The organism is uncultured Tateyamaria sp. (genome assembly GCF_947503415.1).
Taxonomy (GTDB): domain Bacteria; phylum Pseudomonadota; class Alphaproteobacteria; order Rhodobacterales; family Rhodobacteraceae; genus Tateyamaria.
Genome location: NZ_CANNDS010000001.1, coordinates 1561315 through 1575319, shown reverse-complemented (window position 1 = coordinate 1575319; position 14005 = coordinate 1561315). Strand labels below are relative to the sequence as shown.

Here is a 14005-nt window from a genome sequence, read left to right as displayed (position 1 = left end):
ATTTGTGGTCGCGCCGGGCGGCGTGGGTCCCTATAGACGCGGGCATGTCCGAGGATATCCCTGCCCCCATTTTCGCAATTACCCTGCCCGGAATGGAAACCACTCTGGCGGAAGAGGCGCGCGGCTTTGGGTTTGATGTCCGTGATGTGATGCCCGGTGGGGTCAGCATGGCCGGAGGGTGGCCGGACGTGTGGCGCGCCAATCTGGAACTGCGTGGGGCAACGCGCGTGCTGTGGCGCGTTGGGTCCTTCATGGCCTTTCATCTCGCCCAACTCGACAAGCGCGCGCGCAAATTTCCGTGGGCTGACGTGCTCCGCCCGGATGTGCCGGTAAAGGTAGAGGTTGCGACGTCGCGCAAGTCCAAGATCTACCACGCGGGCGCCGCGACCAAACGGATCGAGACTGCTTTGGTGGAAAGTGCGGTCATGACCATCGCCTCGGACGCTCCGGTGGTTCTGAAGGTGCGCATTGACGACAACCGGGTCACCATAAGCGTCGATACATCGGGCGAGCCTCTGCACAAGCGCGGGCACAAGGAAGCCGTGGGCAAAGCCCCCATGCGCGAAACCCTGGCCGCCTTGTTTCTGCGCCAATGCGGATATGACGGGTCGGAGCCTGTGTTTGATCCCATGTGCGGGTCAGGCACATTTGTCACTGAAGCCGCCGAAGTGGCGGCAGGGCTGCAAGCAGGTCGGGCGCGCAGCTTTGCCTTTGAGCAACTGGTGGGGTTTGACCCGGATGCTGTGGCCGCGGTGCGGACATCTGAGCGGCGGGGCGCACCACAGGTGCGCCTTACTGGGTCGGACCGTGACCAGGGTGTGATCGCGATGGCCCGAGGCAATGCCGCGCGGGCCGGCGTTAGCGATTTGGTCCAGTTCGATCAGTGCAGTGCGGGGGACATCCTGCCGCCGGATGGCCCACCCGGACTGGTCATAGTGAACCCGCCATACGGTGCGCGGATTGGTAACAAGAAGGCGCTTTACCCCGTCTATGGCCGCTTGGGCCAAGTGCTGGCCGAGCGGTTCTCCGGCTGGCGCGTGGGTATCGTGACCAGCGAAGCATCGCTGGCCAAAGCCACCGGCCTGCCGTTCTTGCCCGAGGGTCCCAGCATCGCCCATGGTGGGTTGCGGGTGAAACTATGGCGTACCGCAGCTTTGACGTAAGGCGCAGGTGCCCTGCGCCCAGCGTGGCGGATCAAGATCCGCCTTACTCCACCGCTTCAACTGTAAAGCGGATCTTGATCCGCCCTATTTGGATTTCCACGTATCAAGCCAGCGCCGGATGCGCCCGCGCCTTTGCGACACTGCTTCACCTGCAGCGTCCCAACTGTCTTGGATCTCTTCCAGACGCGGATCGATTCTTGCCCTGCGGAATCTGCGCCAGCGGACCCAGATCGCATAGAAGATCGCCGCAATGAGTGTCAGTACGATGATGTTGACCCACGGAATGCCTTTGGATGCGTCCGGCCCCTCAATGGGCCGGAGCGAAATCGCATTGGGAAAGATCGTCAGAAATTCGTTCCGCCAGCCATAATGGGTGATCACGTACCACTCGGGGGCCGCCCGGGTCGAAACTGCATCGGCGGCTTCGGTGAACAGGTTCGAGGTGTCGAACTTGAAATACGGCGGCCAGCTCCAGCCTGTGTCCTCGTTCCGGTAAACCATGGGATTGCCATTCGCGCGCACGGTCTGGAGGAACTGCACATCGCGGTTGATCAGCGTGTCGGATTGTTCGTCGGGGCGCGACCAGAAGATACGTGTCCAGTCGTTCAGGTCCTGGCGCTCCTCGAATACGCGCACGATGCGCACGATGTCGCGCTGCGGCAGCGAGTAGTGCAGGAAGGCACCCGCCACGACCCAGAAGGCAATCAGAAGTGTCCAGCCGATGTAACGCATGTGGGTCCCCTTCAGGCGAAGTTCACTAGGTAGATGATCAGGCACACAAGCGCCATGGGGACGATATACACCCCGAGGATCAGTTTGCGCCTGAGCGATCCGTCGTAATCCGTCAGCCCGTGTTTGACATAAGCCTCGCGCGGGCCGGGTTTGTCGCCTTGATCCCATTCAGCCTCCAGCCGGTCACGGGCACGCGCGCGCGAGTAGAATGACAGCGAGATATAGATCACCGTCAGCACCACGAAGGCGATCAGAAACAGTCTGGCGATGGCCATATCCTTACCTCCTCACTGCGCCCCAAGGTCCCACGCGTGCGATCATATCGCGAGGTTTGACATCGGGCTCCATGGGGGCATCGTGCCCGAACAGTGCTGCCCGCGCCCCCACCTTGTCGGCCTTGTACTCGGCTTCGAGATACTGCGCGACATATTCCTTCTTCGCCTCGGACCATGTGGCATAGGCGGCATAGAACGCCTGCTTGTGGCAGATGAACAGCTGGCGCGCGTCACGTGGGCAAAGCTCGGCCAGCAACATGTTCACAAGGTCCGCATCCGGCGTGTCGGCAGCCCGCAACGTATAGAAATAGGCCGGATGTTCCGAGCTGATGCGCGGCCAAGCGCCGCCATGTTCGGCCCAGTTGACCAGATCGGCCAGTCCGCGGAATTCATCTGGCAGCAGGTGCGCGTGTTGGCGCGCCAGCATCCGCATGTCGCGGCGTGTGGTCCCTGCAAGGTCCACACCCGCTTCGGTCACGGCTGACACAAGGATGAAATCCATTTTCTGACGCAGGATCGCCGCCCCGTCGATGCCGCGCGCCTTGACCACCGGCTCCACCAGATCGTTGAACTCCAGGAACTTGGCAATCCGGTTTCGTTCGGTCAGATCAAAGGTGTATTTGGTGGGCACGTCCTGCGGCTTGTCCCCGGCCGCGATGGTCGCCGGATGGTCGAGCGTCTGGAAGATGTAAAGCCCACCGAAATGGGACGTCCAGAAATTGCCCTTCTCCACCGTCAGCGGCTTCAGCTTGACCGGGTTGCGCGTCACGTCGCCGGTTTGCCCCGCAAGCTGGATCATTTCACTGATCAGAACATCATCGAACCACGCGTCGTCCTCGCTCAGAAACGTGTCCACCTTGCACGCCAGCGTGGCCGCATTACGCACCGTGCCCCGGGTCGTGTCCGCCTCGACCGTGATGGCGCGCAGGTCAAAGAGCCGCGCAGGATGCGAGATATCGTAGACCGAGTTCACCAACTCCCCCGCCACCGCATCGCGGGCGGTCAGGGCAAACAGCGCTGCCTCATTTTCCGCGATGAACCGTTTCAGAATGCCCTGCGAGGTGGAAAAACTTGCATCCAGCAACGGACATTTGCGCTGTTCGGTGCTGAGCAGAATGAACTGCCGATTGACCCCGTTGTGGTTCAGGTAAAGCGGATCGCCCAGCTCATTGCCCACCTCGGGCGAATAGCCAGAGATGTCGATGTAGAAATCGGTGAGCGCCGTGCGCTTGCCCGTCAGGTGTTCAAGCGCGCGGTTGTAACGTTCGACCAGCGCGGGCGAGGCCACGTGAAAGAGATTGCCAAACATCAGACCACGCTGGATGAGGCGGATCATGGCGCACGCCCCATGCGGAAGATGAGCGGGGTTGCGAGCGCCAGCAGCGGCAGCGCAAAGGCGCGGAAGGTAATCTGGACGTTGTAGCCCAGATAGGCACCCCATGAGTTGTTGAAGAGCAGCATGGTCTCCGACAGCGACGTGCCTTCGAAGCCCATCGCGGTGTGGATGGCCGCTTGGACGAGGAACAGGAGCGCTACAGCGGCGAGAAAGCCCAAGAGCGCGCGCCGGAGCGGAAGGAGGCTGCCGAGTATCACGGCGGCGACGGTTATGAGGATCAGCAGCATCAGCTTTCCTTTTCTGCAAGGTCTTTGCCCCGCCATGCCTCGACACGCTGGGCCATATTGAGCCAGCACATAAGCATGATCGGGCCCCATGCGACTGCAAAAAGAAGTGAGCCACGGATAGCGATTTCGATGGCCAGAAAAAGACCGCCAGCTTGAGCAGTGCGTGCGAACTTGCCGGGTTGAAGGGCAGCGAACAAACCTGCAGAGACAAGGATCAGCACAACGGCTGAGGCGGCCATCGCAATGGCCACCTTTATGTGTGATCGCGTGTCGGACGGGGCGATGAAACGCGGCACGCACCAACCCAACGCACCTGCGATGCCAAGCGGCAGGCCAGTGTTCCAAAGTGTGATGGTGTCGGGGGTCATTTTCAAGCCTCGCACACAATGCCTGAACGGCCTGAAACTGGCACATCATGTGAACCGCAGGTGCCCGGCATCGCCGGGCCGCGCCCGATCTCCCCCCCGGGAGGGTGCATTGCTGATGTCACGCTTCGAATGGCCGAATTACGTGATGCCAGCGCCCCACATTGCGCTGATGCTGCGTGCGCCCACCCGAGGTCGGGCACGTCCCCGCTAACCACATTCTGAATTTGGTGAACCATCATTCCCTGTTGTCCCCCAAAAACCGCTTCTTCGCCTCTTCCTGCCGCCCAAACTCCCGCACCATCGCCTCGATCGCGACCTCATCCGACTTGTCCGCATAGCGAAACTCGCTGTCCGCGTAGCGGTTGATCTCCTGCACCACCATGTCGACCGTGATCGGCACACGCAGCTCTTCGATCATCGCTTTCTTCTCGTCATAGCCCTTGAACAGGAACAGCTCCGGGTTCTCCATCCATTCATCGGGCAACTCAAAGTCCATCGCCCGCACCTTCACCGCATCCGTGATGTTCTTGATCGCGCGGCCCGTGAACCGCTCATCCGCCTTCTGGATCGCCTTCAGATACGTGCCCAGCTTCGCAATCGTGTCCATCTCCCCGATGTCCGAATGCACTCGGTCAAACACCTCCATCAGCCCCGGTTCATGCGGGCGGGAGTGGCTGTCAAAGCTGGCGGCGACCGCCTTCTTGATCTCCTGGGCCGAGAACAACTCATGCGCACCCATCGGGATATCGTGGTTCTTGCCCATCAATAGCGCCAGAATGTCGATGTAATCCTCGCGCGTTTGCGGCCCATCCACCAGAAACCGCGCCCCAGCCCGCTGGCGCAGGGCGTCGTCCACGTTCTCGGGGTAGTTCGAGAACATGCCGAAGGTGCAATTGCCCCGCACAACAGTATTGGCGCCTGCAAAGCTCTCCATCAACACGGCGGTGATTTCCAACTGCCCCGCTGACGACTGCCGGTCGCCCCGTTTGCCCGCCAACTGGTCGATATCATCGATGGTGCCAAAGCCTATGACACCCGGATCAAGCACGTTGTTGATGAACGCCTTGGCATTCTGGCCCGATTTGCCCTGATAGCTGTCGATATTGTCCGTGCTCAGGTTCTGATAACGAAACGCATAGCCCGCGACCCCGCAATAGTCGTTGATCAGCCCCGCCATCATCTGGATCAGCGTGGTCTTGCCCGTCCCCGGCGCACCGTCCCCCATAAAGGTGAAGATGAAGCCGCCCAACTCGGCAAAGGGGTTCAGCCGCCGGTCAAAATCATAGGCCATCAGCATCTTGGCCAGCTTCATGGCCTGATATTTGGCGATGTGATTGCCCACAACCTCGTGCGGTTTCTTGAAGGTCATGGTCAGGGTTTGCGACTTGGCCTTTGTCGCCGGGGTAAAGCCCTGCACTGTGAAGTCGTCGGCCTCCACATGCCAAGACGCCCCGGTGAAGGGGGCAAGACGCGGGGCGTTCTGAGCGCGCAGGGCGACCTTTTCCATACATGCCTCCGCAAAGGCCGTGATGGTCGCAACAAGGTGGGTGTCGTCCGGGGCGTGGGTCGCGATGTCCTGATCCAGTTCCCACAGAATGCCGTGCAGGGCGGTCTGGCCATTGTCGGTCAGCACCTCCTCGACCTCACCCACCTCTGCCGTGATTTCGATCTGGTGCGCCGACAGCAAATACGCTGTCGCATTGCCAAAGACGTAGAGGGTGATGAGTGCCTCGGCGGCCAGCAATTCGGCAAACTCAGTCTTGCGCGCGGCGGGCAACGCCCCTTCAAGGTTGGCGCGTTTGAGATCGCCGAGACCCGAGACCGACGCATAGTTCTCGGCCACCGCCAGCGCGATTGAAATGGCGCGGCGCAGGGCGTTCAGCACCGTGGCCTGCACGGGCGACATCAGCGCATCGTCGTCATCGGCCCCTTCGATGGTGGCCATCAGTTGCACAGCACCCGTGGGCACAATGCGCCGCGTGGTTAGCCCCGGCGTGGTCGACCGAAACCGGCGCCGCGTGCCAACGCCGCTTGAGCGCTCTTGCTGAGGTGCCGCCTTGCCCGTCCCGATGCGCGGCGCATGATCAAAACCCTGCAACATGGACAGCGCCATGGGGTAGTGCGCAATGATCTCGGCCTCGCGCAGTTCCATCTGATCCGACGTTTGGCTCATTCACTGATCCCCTGCTTCATCTTGCAAAATAAACTCCCCCCGGAGGGCCGGTTCGCCATGCGTCCCACCCTTCAGTATCTGAGCACCCGCCCCGACGGGCTGACCACAAACTTGCGGACCGATCCAAAACCGGGCGGGTTCATCTCTTCAAGGGCCTGAAAGGCGCGCTGCGGCAACACGATGCTGCGTTCCATCCGTGTGGCTCCCAGATCCGCGCCACGACCCGAGAACGGATCGAGGGCAAAGACCTCACGTTCCACGGACGAAAACCAGCCCGAACGTTCCTCGATCACGCGTTCCGAATGCAGGTCTTCCTCGGTCCACACCAGCGCCCAGTCCTGGCCTGCGGGTGCACGCGCCGCCTTGAGGACATTCAGAATGGGCCCCGATTGATCGGTGAAGGCCGACGAATACATCGGCCCGGCATAGAAGCGGCGCAGGCGTTTGGGGTGCAGGTCGTCGAAATCCTCGTCAAAACCCTTGGCGATGGTTACCAGCTTCAGCTTGCCAAGCGATTGCGCCATCAGGTGCGCTTGGGCTTCCGGCCAGCGGCGGGGGTCTTTGGGCAGGGCGGTGCGGCCTGAGTCTTCGACCTCCATCATGTAGATGACGGGTAGGTTCAGTTCTGTATCGTACACGGCCCAATGGATGCGGAAGCTGCGGCGGTCGTCAGACAGATTGCCGGTCCAAACGATCTGGGGATCGTTGCGGGGCCAGAAAAGCTGACCGCGCACAAGATCCTCGTAATAAAGCCGCTGGGACAGGGCGAATTGCAGTTTCGTCGGCACCTGCCGGTCGCCGATGATGACCTCGACCATCTGCTTTTTCAGCGCGTCCGCCGGTTCGATCCGGTCAAGATGACGTCCCGCCTGCAGCGCGTCCGACGCCATGGTGAGCAATTCTTCGGCGGCGGGAAACCCGCTATAGCGTGTGTCGATTGCGAGACTGCCAAAGAAACGCCCGGTATCGCGGCCCACCAGCAGGTATTTTTGACCCAGCGCGCGGAAGGTAAAGGTGAGCTCAGCGATATAGCGGGTAAGGATCTTGACCTCGTCCCGGGTCAGATCACCCTCGGCCTCCATCACGCCCGCGACACGGCCAAGATGCCCGGTGATGGTCTCGAACTTCTTGAAATAGCGGCGCGATGCAAAGAGGTCGGTGAGGCCGGAGGTTTCGGATTTGATCATGTGCTCGCACCGGGGCCGGAACCATCGCCCCACTTTTGACGTCCGGATCGGTCAGCAGCGGCATCGTATGCGCCGATCCACGCCAACCCGATGAGGATCGGCAGAGACCCAATTGCGTAAGCCCACCAAGCCCCGTGAAATTGATGTACAAGGATCAAACAAAGAGCGCCAACAACGATCAGACCAATCTTCCACTGCATCAGCTTCAACCGTTTTCAAATATAAACAAGGGCAGCCCCCGGCCGCGGGTGGGGGTATAGCCCCCGCCCAGGGGGGCGGTCGGGGGCTGCCCGGAGGTGCCACCGGGCGGGCATTGGATTTGATCTCGCGCCCACAACTCCTGCAGAGTCCTCACCCGCTCTTGCGCCCCTTGGACAGCAGATAGAGCCCGACAATCCCGGAAAAGAACCCCACTCCGTTGACCCATGTGGGGGCGCCGAAGGCGAGTGCTGCCAGCAGGCAGATGATTGACACCGCGATGGCAGCAAAACCTAAATTCATGACTAGCCACCATACGCATTGCTGTCGTGCTTCTCGACGATCTGGGCAAAGCGGCGGGCAAAGCGTTCATCCGCCTTCGCCTTCTGCTCCAGCACGTCGCGGGCAAAGACCATGTGATCTTCGTGCGCTTCCAGCATGTCGGCCATGCGGGCGTTGGTGGCGGCCCCGATCCCGGCCATCGCCGTTTGGGCTTCCTGATCTGTCTGCACGCCTATCTCGTTGATGCGGTGGGCGACGTCCTGTTGTTGTGCTGTTTTCAGAGACTTGGTCAGCGCATCATACAGCACCACACGCTGCTTGGTGTCTGTTTGTAACTTGTTGATCAGCACCATCTGGGTCGCAGCCTGATTTTGCAGGGAGTCGACCCACGTCTTTCCCTTTTCGATGTACCGCTCAAGGGTCTGGGATTTCGCCAGCTTGACCTGCTCTTCTTGCACCATCTCGTTGTATTTCGTGTTCATCTCGGCCAGCTCGGTTTCCAACGCGGTCCGCGCGGCGGCGTCGGTCTCGGATGCGATCTTGTTTTCCAGCGTGATGATCTGCGGATCCATCGCCTGAATGTCGGCTTGCAGGGCCGACAGCTCCTGCACGGTGAATTCACGTTCGTCCAGCGTTTCGGTCAAGTTGGTTTCGACCTTGGTTTTCTGCTCTTCCAGCATGGTCAGCTGACCTTGCAGCAATTGGACGATCACGTCGGACTTGGAAATCAGGTCCTGCAGCTTGTCGTCGATGGAGGCGCTGCGCACGCGCTCCTGCCGCATGGATTCCGACTTGGCCTTGGCAAAGACACCGACAAAGCTTTCCCAGCCCGTTTTGGACCGCATCTCGTCAAAATCCTTTGAAAAGGCGGCGGTCACGTCGTCCAGACCCATGATCAGCTCAGCGATGTTGGCGTTCATCACATCCGTGTGGGCGTGCACGTCTTCCAGCGTGGCGTTTTCAATATCCATGGAAATGTCGTCGCCCGACTTCATCTTAGCCCGCGCCATTTCGATCCGGCTGGTCAATTCGGCGATTTTATCTTGTGCCTCGGCCACTTGCGCCTGAGATTCTTCGACCTGAGATGCGAAATTCGCCATTAAATACTCCCTTGTTTCAATGCGTTGGTACGCATATAGGCAATGTGACGAGGATTTACATCAGCGCATCCCCGGAATTCCCGCGAAGTGTTGCAAAACCACTGCGGGAATAAAAGGATGTGACCGGGGTTTTCCTGCCCTGCCCAGCCCGTTATGCCGTGAACGTGGTTCAAGACGGGGATGGGCATGGCCAGCAAAGCAGAAGAACGCCGCAACGCGTTGCGGGACAGGCTGATCACCCTTGCCGAGCAACAGATCGAGCAAGAGGGCATTCAGGCCATCAAGGCACGCCCGCTGGCGCAGGCGGCTGGGTGTTCTGTTGGTGCAATTTACAACGTTTTTGGCGATCTTGAAGACATCATTATCGCCGTGAACGGGCGCACGTTTCGCAAGCTGGGACGCTTCGTGGCCGCAGCACTTGAGGGCAAGGAGACCCTGCCCCCGACCGACCGTTTGATCGTGATGGCGCATGCCTATCTTGATTACGCGGGCGCACATCCCAAGCTGTGGCGGGCGCTGTTCGACTTGCGTATGTCCGCGGATATAAATGTGCCTGACTGGTACCTTGAAGAGCTGGCGCGCCTGTTCAGCCACATCAACGGACCGGTGCAGGAATGCTTTCCGGACATGGATCAGAACGAGGTCGATCTGTTGACCCGCGCGCTGTTCTCATCTGTGCACGGCATCGTGCTGTTGGGATTGGAAAACCGGATTTCCGCCGTCCCGCGCGACCAGATCCGCAACATGATCGCCCTGATCCTGCGCTCTGCGACCGGAAACAAGAAAATGTGAACATTGTTCATTGTTGTTCTTGAACAATGTTCATGCTACCCTTATCTGACCTTTCGTGAACGATGTTCATGAAAGGGAAACATGATGCTATCCACATTACGTACATTGATTGCAGGCGTTGATGCCCGGGCCGAAGACCGGCTGCGCGACGTCTATGCCATCGAGTTGATCGACCAGAAGATCCGCGAGACCGAAGCGCAGGTCCGCGCGGCCAAGTCTACGCTGGCGAGCCTGATCCAGCGCAGCCGGTCCGAGCAGAAGCTGCTTGATCTGCTGGGCACACGGATCGCCACATTGACCGGCCGCGCCCGCGAGGCGCTGGAGGCCGGGCGCGAGGATATGGCCACCGAAGCGGCCAATGCCGTGGCCGAAATGGAAAACGAAGCGACACTGCGGCAGGCGACCATCGACCGGCTGGACACCCAGACCACGCGCCTGCGCGCTTCCGTCGAACGGGGCCACCGCCGTGTCATCGACCTCAAGCAAGGGGCCATCACCGCCCGTGCCATGCGCCGCGAACAGGGCATGCAGGCCAAGCTGCACAGCACCCTTGCCGGAACATCTTCTGCCGATGAGGCCCAGGAGCTGATCGACCGGGTGGTGGGCAAGGACGACCCACTGGAGCAGGCGCAAATTCTGGCCGACATCAATGCCGGTCTGGACCACAGCGGGCTTGAAGACCGCATGGCCGACGCAGGCTTTGGCGCTGCCACCAAAGTGACGGGTCGGGATGTTCTGGCCCGCCTTAAAGACTGACCAAACCCAACACCGACGGAGAGAAAAAATGCACAATCAACAACCCGATAATACGCTTATCATGTTCGTCAACGGCGCTGGCGTGGCCATTGCCTATGTCATGCTGGGCCTGTCCCTGTGGCTCAGCACCGACGTGCCCCTTGCGACCAAGGGTTACTGGGGCATCGGCATTCTGATGCTGACCCTCAGCCTTGTGAACTTTGTCAAATACCGCTTCGACAATCAGCAGCGCATCGACCGCATCAACCGGATCGAGGAAGCGCGCAACGAGAAGCTGCTTGAGGATTATGTCGGCGACATCAAGGACGCGGCCTGATCCCCACAGGTCGCCCCGGCAAGGGGCGGCCCACCCGATTTGAGAAAGGTGATTTCATGGACAATTCAATGCCCAACCCCTTGCGCAAGCGCCTTCACTGGACGGCCCTGCCCATCGCGGCGCTGTTCTGGCTGGCCTATCTTGCCTATCGCGCGCCCGGCTGGATCCATAACCCCTATTGGATGGACACGCTGCATCCTGCGGCGGCTGGATTACTGTCCCTGATGGCGGGTTATGCCGCCGGGATGGTTGTCACGTTGGGGTATGATGCCCGCACCAGAGTGCGGTCCGCGATGTTTCCCATACACCGGCGCCGTGCCGTGATTGCGGCAGGCCTTATGGCTTTTACACCTGTGTTCTTTTGGGGTGAGATCCCGTTTTTTCCCGCTCTCGCCTTGGTATTTTTTGCCGGGATCCAGCCGGATATGTTTCTGGTCCTGATTCTGCCGGGCGCTGCCGCTCTTCTGGCCGCATGGTATTCCATCCTGTCCATACTGTCCGCTCACGAATGGATGTCCCGCCAGCAACGCATTCAATACACCATGCTGATCTTTGCCGGGAGTGCGGCGGCTGTTTTCATGTGGCTGCGCGAAGGATATTTCTGAGCCCTCTTGCCTCTGCTCGCGCTTTCCGCAATCTGGCGCGCGGACATGAGGGGAGAGAGCACATGGCATGGTCACCGGACAAAACCGAAGTCAAAAGCTGGAACGAATGGGACACGCTGCGCCACGTGATCGTGGGCCGGGCAGATGATTGCCATATCCCGCCCGAAGAACCTGCGCTGGACGCCAAGGTGCCCGAGGACAGCGACATGCGCGGCCAGTGGGGCCGCCGTCCACAAGAAACCATCGACCGGGCCAATGAGCTGCTGGACAATTTTGCCAACCAGTTGCAGGCGCGCGGCATCCGGGTGGATCGCCCGACATCGATTGACCATTCGGTGCCTGCCACCACGCCGGATTTTCACACCGAAAGCCAGTTTGGCTGCATGCCACCCCGTGACGTCTTGCTGACCGTGGGCCATGAGATACTGGAAGCCACGATGTCCTATCGCTGCCGGTGGTTCGAGTACCTGAATTACCGCCCGCTGATGCAGCAATACTGGGACGAGGACCCGAATTTCCGGCACGAGGCCGCCCCCAAGCCCCGCCTGACCGATGCCGATTATCACCCTGATTACCTGAGCGACAAGATCGGCAACGCCAAGCGGCTGGAATGGGCCGCAAAGAAGTTCTTTGTCACGACCGAAGAAGAGCCCCTGTTTGACGCCGCCGACGTGCTGCGCTTTGGCAAGGATCTGGTGGTGCAGCACGGGTTCACCACAAACCTCAAGGGCATCGAGTGGCTGCGCCGTCACTTCCCCGATCACCGCGTGCACACCGTCAACTTCCCCGGTGATCCTTATCCCATCCACATCGACGCGACCTTTACCCCCCTGCGCCCCGGTCTGATCCTGAACAATCCGCAGCGCCGGTTGCCCGACGATCAGCGCGGCATGTTCGAGGCGAACGGGTGGGAGATTGTGGATGCCGCCCAGCCTGCGCATAACTCGCCGCCGCCTTTGTGCTATTCGTCCACGTGGCTAAGCATGAACGTTCTGGTGCTGGACCCAAAGACCGTCTGTGTCGAGAAATCCGAGGTCTATCAGGCCGAGCAGATGGACAAGCTGGGGCTAGAGGTTGTCGAGGTCGAGTTGCGCGATGCCTACGCCTTTGGCGGCGGGCTGCATTGCTGCACTGCGGATGTGTACCGCGACGGCGATTGCGAGGATTATTTCCCCAAGCAATAGCCGCCGCGCGCGCTCAGCCGATCACATTGTGATCCGGGCCATAGGGGAAGCCGGTGATGTTCTCGTTACCGTCTTCGGTGATGATCAGGATGTCGTGTTCGCGGTATCCGCCCGCGCCCGGTTGGCCATCGGGGATCGTCAGCATCGGCTCCATCGAGATGACCATGCCGGGTTCCAGCACCGTGTCGATGTCTTCACGCAGTTCCAGCCCGGCCTCGCGTCCGTAGTAATGCGACAACACGCCGAAGGAGTGGCCGTAGCCGAAGGTCCGGTATTGAAGCAGGTCATGTTCGCGGAAATAGGCGTTTACGCCTTCCGTCACTTGCGCGCAGGTGGCACCGGGTTTCAGCAGCGACATGCCCAATTCATGCGCGGCGACGTTGTGGTTCCAGATGGCAAGGCTGGCGTCGTCCACCGTTTCCACGAACAACGTGCGTTCCAGCGCGGTGTAGTAGCCCGAGATCATGGGAAAGGTGTTGAGCGACAGGATATCGCCGCGTTCCAACTGCCGGCTGGTGACCGGGTTGTGTGCGCCGTCCGTGTTCAGGCCGGATTGGAACCAGACCCACGTGTCGCGGTATTCGGCATCGGGAAAGCGTTTGGCAATTTCCAGTTCCATTGCGTCACGGCCCGCCATGGCCACGTCAATCTCGCGTGCACCCAGCTTGATCGCATCGCGGATGGCATAGCCGCCCACATCGGCCACTTGGGCCCCGTGGCGGATCAGGGCGATCTCGGCCTCTGACTTGTACATACGCTGGCGCATGGTGGTATCCGACAGATCGACGGTGACGATGGGTTTCAGGAAATCTTCCATCTTGCCCTGTTGCTGCACGGTCAGGTGGTCGGCTTCGATGCCGATCACCGCAATCTCGCCCGTCACTTCGCGCACCGCGCGCCAGAAGTTGTCGCGCTGCCAGTCTGTGTAGGTGATGTTGTCGCCATGGCTGAGCCGCCATGGCTGGCCCGCGTCGATGCCTGCGCTGATCGTCACGCAGGCGTCGTCCGTCACGACGCAGGCATATGGACGGCCAAAGGCGCAATAAAGAAAGCCCGAGTAATAGGCGACGTTGTGCATGGACGTGAAGACCGCAGCAGATGCGCCTTGGGCATCCATGCGTTCGCGCAGTTCAGTCAGGCGGGCGTCATATTCGGCGGCCTCGAACGGCAATGCCGCTTTTGAGCCGTTGTGGAAGCGGTAGAAATCGGGACGGTTGGTCATCCTTGACCCTCCTTTGCAGAAAGGTCCCG

The 14005-nt window shown here is 60.4% G+C and carries 16 protein-coding genes; 6 read left to right on the top strand and 10 right to left on the bottom strand.

Annotated elements, in window-relative coordinates:
* Window positions 1-44: 44 nt before the first annotated feature.
* On the top strand, window positions 45-1163 hold the full coding sequence (locus tag Q1A32_RS07650; RefSeq protein ID WP_299651553.1) for a class I SAM-dependent RNA methyltransferase: 1119 nt from the start codon (window positions 45-47) through the stop codon (window positions 1161-1163).
* Between the two features lie 84 nt (window positions 1164-1247).
* Here Q1A32_RS07650 and Q1A32_RS07645 read toward each other — a convergent pair whose 3' ends face one another.
* The 9 genes from Q1A32_RS07645 to Q1A32_RS07605 form a co-directional block, all read right to left on the bottom strand.
* On the bottom strand, window positions 1248-1895 hold the full coding sequence (locus Q1A32_RS07645) for a DUF1523 family protein (RefSeq protein WP_299651551.1): 648 nt from the start codon (window positions 1893-1895) through the stop codon (window positions 1248-1250).
* An 11-nt stretch (window positions 1896-1906) separates the two neighbouring features.
* A complete protein-coding gene (locus Q1A32_RS07640; RefSeq protein WP_299607550.1) occupies window positions 1907-2170 on the bottom strand; it encodes a hypothetical protein in 264 nt (87 codons plus the stop codon).
* A gap of 4 nt (window positions 2171-2174) precedes the next feature.
* Window positions 2175-3506 carry a DUF6638 family protein gene (locus tag Q1A32_RS07635; RefSeq protein ID WP_299651549.1) on the bottom strand — a complete coding sequence of 444 codons (1332 nt, stop codon included), beginning with the start codon at window positions 3504-3506 and terminating at the stop codon, window positions 2175-2177.
* Entirely contained in the window at window positions 3503-3793 is a 291-nt protein-coding gene (locus tag Q1A32_RS07630; protein ID WP_299651547.1) for a hypothetical protein, read from the bottom strand. Before Q1A32_RS07630 ends, Q1A32_RS07635 begins: the two co-directional genes overlap by 4 nt.
* The gene (locus Q1A32_RS07625) at window positions 3793-4161 is read right to left on the bottom strand and encodes a hypothetical protein (RefSeq protein WP_299651545.1); all 369 of its coding nucleotides are present in this window, start codon (window positions 4159-4161) and stop codon (window positions 3793-3795) included. Before Q1A32_RS07625 ends, Q1A32_RS07630 begins: the two co-directional genes overlap by 1 nt.
* A 235-nt stretch (window positions 4162-4396) precedes the next feature.
* Window positions 4397-6334: an ATP-binding protein gene (locus Q1A32_RS07620; protein WP_299651543.1), complete on the bottom strand. Its 1938-nt coding sequence runs from the start codon at window positions 6332-6334 to the stop codon at window positions 4397-4399.
* Window positions 6335-6405: 71 nt separating this feature from the next.
* Window positions 6406-7521, bottom strand: a complete 1116-nt coding sequence (locus tag Q1A32_RS07615; protein ID WP_299651541.1) for a hypothetical protein — start codon at window positions 7519-7521, stop codon at window positions 6406-6408.
* A gap of 351 nt (window positions 7522-7872) precedes the next feature.
* The gene (locus tag Q1A32_RS07610) at window positions 7873-8022 is read right to left on the bottom strand and encodes a hypothetical protein (protein WP_299651539.1); all 150 of its coding nucleotides are present in this window, start codon (window positions 8020-8022) and stop codon (window positions 7873-7875) included.
* A 2-nt stretch (window positions 8023-8024) separates the two neighbouring features.
* A complete protein-coding gene (locus tag Q1A32_RS07605; protein ID WP_299651537.1) occupies window positions 8025-9101 on the bottom strand; it encodes a hypothetical protein in 1077 nt (358 codons plus the stop codon).
* A gap of 186 nt (window positions 9102-9287) precedes the next feature.
* Here Q1A32_RS07605 and Q1A32_RS07600 point away from each other — a divergent pair, with 186 nt between their 5' ends.
* The 5 genes from Q1A32_RS07600 to Q1A32_RS07580 all read left to right on the top strand — a co-directional run bounded on the left by Q1A32_RS07600 (window position 9288) and on the right by Q1A32_RS07580 (window position 12754).
* Complete coding sequence (locus Q1A32_RS07600; protein ID WP_299651535.1) at window positions 9288-9893, top strand: TetR/AcrR family transcriptional regulator; 606 nt, start codon at window positions 9288-9290, stop codon at window positions 9891-9893.
* Window positions 9894-9977: 84 nt separating this feature from the next.
* On the top strand, window positions 9978-10649 hold the full coding sequence (locus Q1A32_RS07595) for a PspA/IM30 family protein (RefSeq protein ID WP_299651533.1): 672 nt from the start codon (window positions 9978-9980) through the stop codon (window positions 10647-10649).
* A 28-nt stretch (window positions 10650-10677) separates the two neighbouring features.
* Window positions 10678-10965 (top strand): hypothetical protein, encoded by a 288-nt coding sequence (locus tag Q1A32_RS07590; protein WP_299607570.1) that lies wholly within the window; start codon window positions 10678-10680, stop codon window positions 10963-10965.
* Window positions 10966-11021: 56 nt separating this feature from the next.
* Window positions 11022-11570: a hypothetical protein gene (locus Q1A32_RS07585; RefSeq protein ID WP_299651531.1), complete on the top strand. Its 549-nt coding sequence runs from the start codon at window positions 11022-11024 to the stop codon at window positions 11568-11570.
* 62 nt (window positions 11571-11632) lie between these two features.
* On the top strand, window positions 11633-12754 hold the full coding sequence (locus Q1A32_RS07580) for a serine/threonine protein kinase (protein WP_299651529.1): 1122 nt from the start codon (window positions 11633-11635) through the stop codon (window positions 12752-12754).
* 13 nt (window positions 12755-12767) lie between these two features.
* Here the strand turns inward: Q1A32_RS07580 and Q1A32_RS07575 are convergent, their stop codons facing one another.
* Complete coding sequence (locus Q1A32_RS07575; RefSeq protein WP_299651527.1) at window positions 12768-13976, bottom strand: aminopeptidase P family protein; 1209 nt, start codon at window positions 13974-13976, stop codon at window positions 12768-12770.
* Window positions 13977-14005: the final 29 nt, after the last annotated feature.

Coding starts and splice junctions, on each gene's coding strand:
- Q1A32_RS07650 (WP_299651553.1), top strand. CDS start 45: ATGTCCGAGGATATCCCTGCCCCCATTTTCGCAATTACCCTGCCCGGA.
- Q1A32_RS07645 (WP_299651551.1), bottom strand. CDS start 1,895: ATGCGTTACATCGGCTGGACACTTCTGATTGCCTTCTGGGTCGTGGCG.
- Q1A32_RS07640 (WP_299607550.1), bottom strand. CDS start 2,170: ATGGCCATCGCCAGACTGTTTCTGATCGCCTTCGTGGTGCTGACGGTG.
- Q1A32_RS07635 (WP_299651549.1), bottom strand. CDS start 3,506: ATGATCCGCCTCATCCAGCGTGGTCTGATGTTTGGCAATCTCTTTCAC.
- Q1A32_RS07630 (WP_299651547.1), bottom strand. CDS start 3,793: ATGCTGCTGATCCTCATAACCGTCGCCGCCGTGATACTCGGCAGCCTC.
- Q1A32_RS07625 (WP_299651545.1), bottom strand. CDS start 4,161: ATGACCCCCGACACCATCACACTTTGGAACACTGGCCTGCCGCTTGGC.
- Q1A32_RS07620 (WP_299651543.1), bottom strand. CDS start 6,334: ATGAGCCAAACGTCGGATCAGATGGAACTGCGCGAGGCCGAGATCATT.
- Q1A32_RS07615 (WP_299651541.1), bottom strand. CDS start 7,521: ATGATCAAATCCGAAACCTCCGGCCTCACCGACCTCTTTGCATCGCGC.
- Q1A32_RS07610 (WP_299651539.1), bottom strand. CDS start 8,022: ATGAATTTAGGTTTTGCTGCCATCGCGGTGTCAATCATCTGCCTGCTG.
- Q1A32_RS07605 (WP_299651537.1), bottom strand. CDS start 9,101: ATGGCGAATTTCGCATCTCAGGTCGAAGAATCTCAGGCGCAAGTGGCC.
- Q1A32_RS07600 (WP_299651535.1), top strand. CDS start 9,288: ATGGCCAGCAAAGCAGAAGAACGCCGCAACGCGTTGCGGGACAGGCTG.
- Q1A32_RS07595 (WP_299651533.1), top strand. CDS start 9,978: ATGCTATCCACATTACGTACATTGATTGCAGGCGTTGATGCCCGGGCC.
- Q1A32_RS07590 (WP_299607570.1), top strand. CDS start 10,678: ATGCACAATCAACAACCCGATAATACGCTTATCATGTTCGTCAACGGC.
- Q1A32_RS07585 (WP_299651531.1), top strand. CDS start 11,022: ATGGACAATTCAATGCCCAACCCCTTGCGCAAGCGCCTTCACTGGACG.
- Q1A32_RS07580 (WP_299651529.1), top strand. CDS start 11,633: ATGGCATGGTCACCGGACAAAACCGAAGTCAAAAGCTGGAACGAATGG.
- Q1A32_RS07575 (WP_299651527.1), bottom strand. CDS start 13,976: ATGACCAACCGTCCCGATTTCTACCGCTTCCACAACGGCTCAAAAGCG.